The organism is Burkholderia sp. Bp9031, assembly GCF_003857965.1.
Lineage (GTDB): Bacteria > Pseudomonadota > Gammaproteobacteria > Burkholderiales > Burkholderiaceae > Burkholderia > Burkholderia ambifaria_A.
Genome location: NZ_QTPW01000095.1, coordinates 1 through 722 on the forward strand (window position 1 = coordinate 1; position 722 = coordinate 722).

1 protein-coding gene is annotated in these 722 nt (G+C 65.7%); it reads right to left on the bottom strand.

Going from position 1 to position 722, the window contains the following annotated elements:
- A partial coding sequence (locus DIE15_RS36650; RefSeq protein ID WP_124835883.1) for an aldehyde dehydrogenase family protein occupies positions 1 to 722 on the bottom strand: 722 nt, incomplete at both ends.

Sequence of the window (722 nt, forward strand, 5' to 3'; positions counted from 1 at the left end):
TAGCTGACCAGCAGGCACTTCGTCTGCTGATAGTTCGACAGCGCCATCTTGTGCGTCTCGCGACCGATGCCCGACTGCTTGTAGCCGCCGAACGCCGCGTGCGCCGGATACAGGTGGTAGCAGTTGGTCCACACGCGGCCGGCCTCGACCTCGCGGCCCATCCGGTACGCACGCGTGCCGTTGCGCGTCCACACGCCCGCGCCGAGCCCGTAGAACGTGTCGTTCGCGAGTTCGATCGCTTCCTGCTCGTCCTTGAACGTCATCACCGACGCGACCGGCCCGAAGATCTCTTCCTGGAACACACGCATCTTGTTGTTGCCGAGCAGCATCGTCGGCTTCACGTAATAGCCCGTGCCGAGGTCGGCCGCCGGTGCCGTGCGCTCGCCGCCCGTCAGGCATTGCGCGCCTTCGTCGCGGCCGATGTCGATGTACGACAGGATCTTGTCGAGCTGCTGCTGCGACGCCTGCGCGCCGATCATCGTCTGCAGGTCGAGCGGGTGGCCGGCCTTGATGCGCTCGACGCGCGCGACGGCCTTCTCGATGAAGCGGTCGTAGATCGATTCCTGGATCAGGATCCGCGACGGGCACGTGCACACCTCGCCCTGGTTCAGCGCGAACATCGCGAGGCCTTCGAGTGCCTTGTCGAGGAACGCGTCGTCCTGGTCGAGCACGTCCGCGAAGAAGATGTTCGGGCTCTTGCCGCCCAGTTCGACCGTCGACGG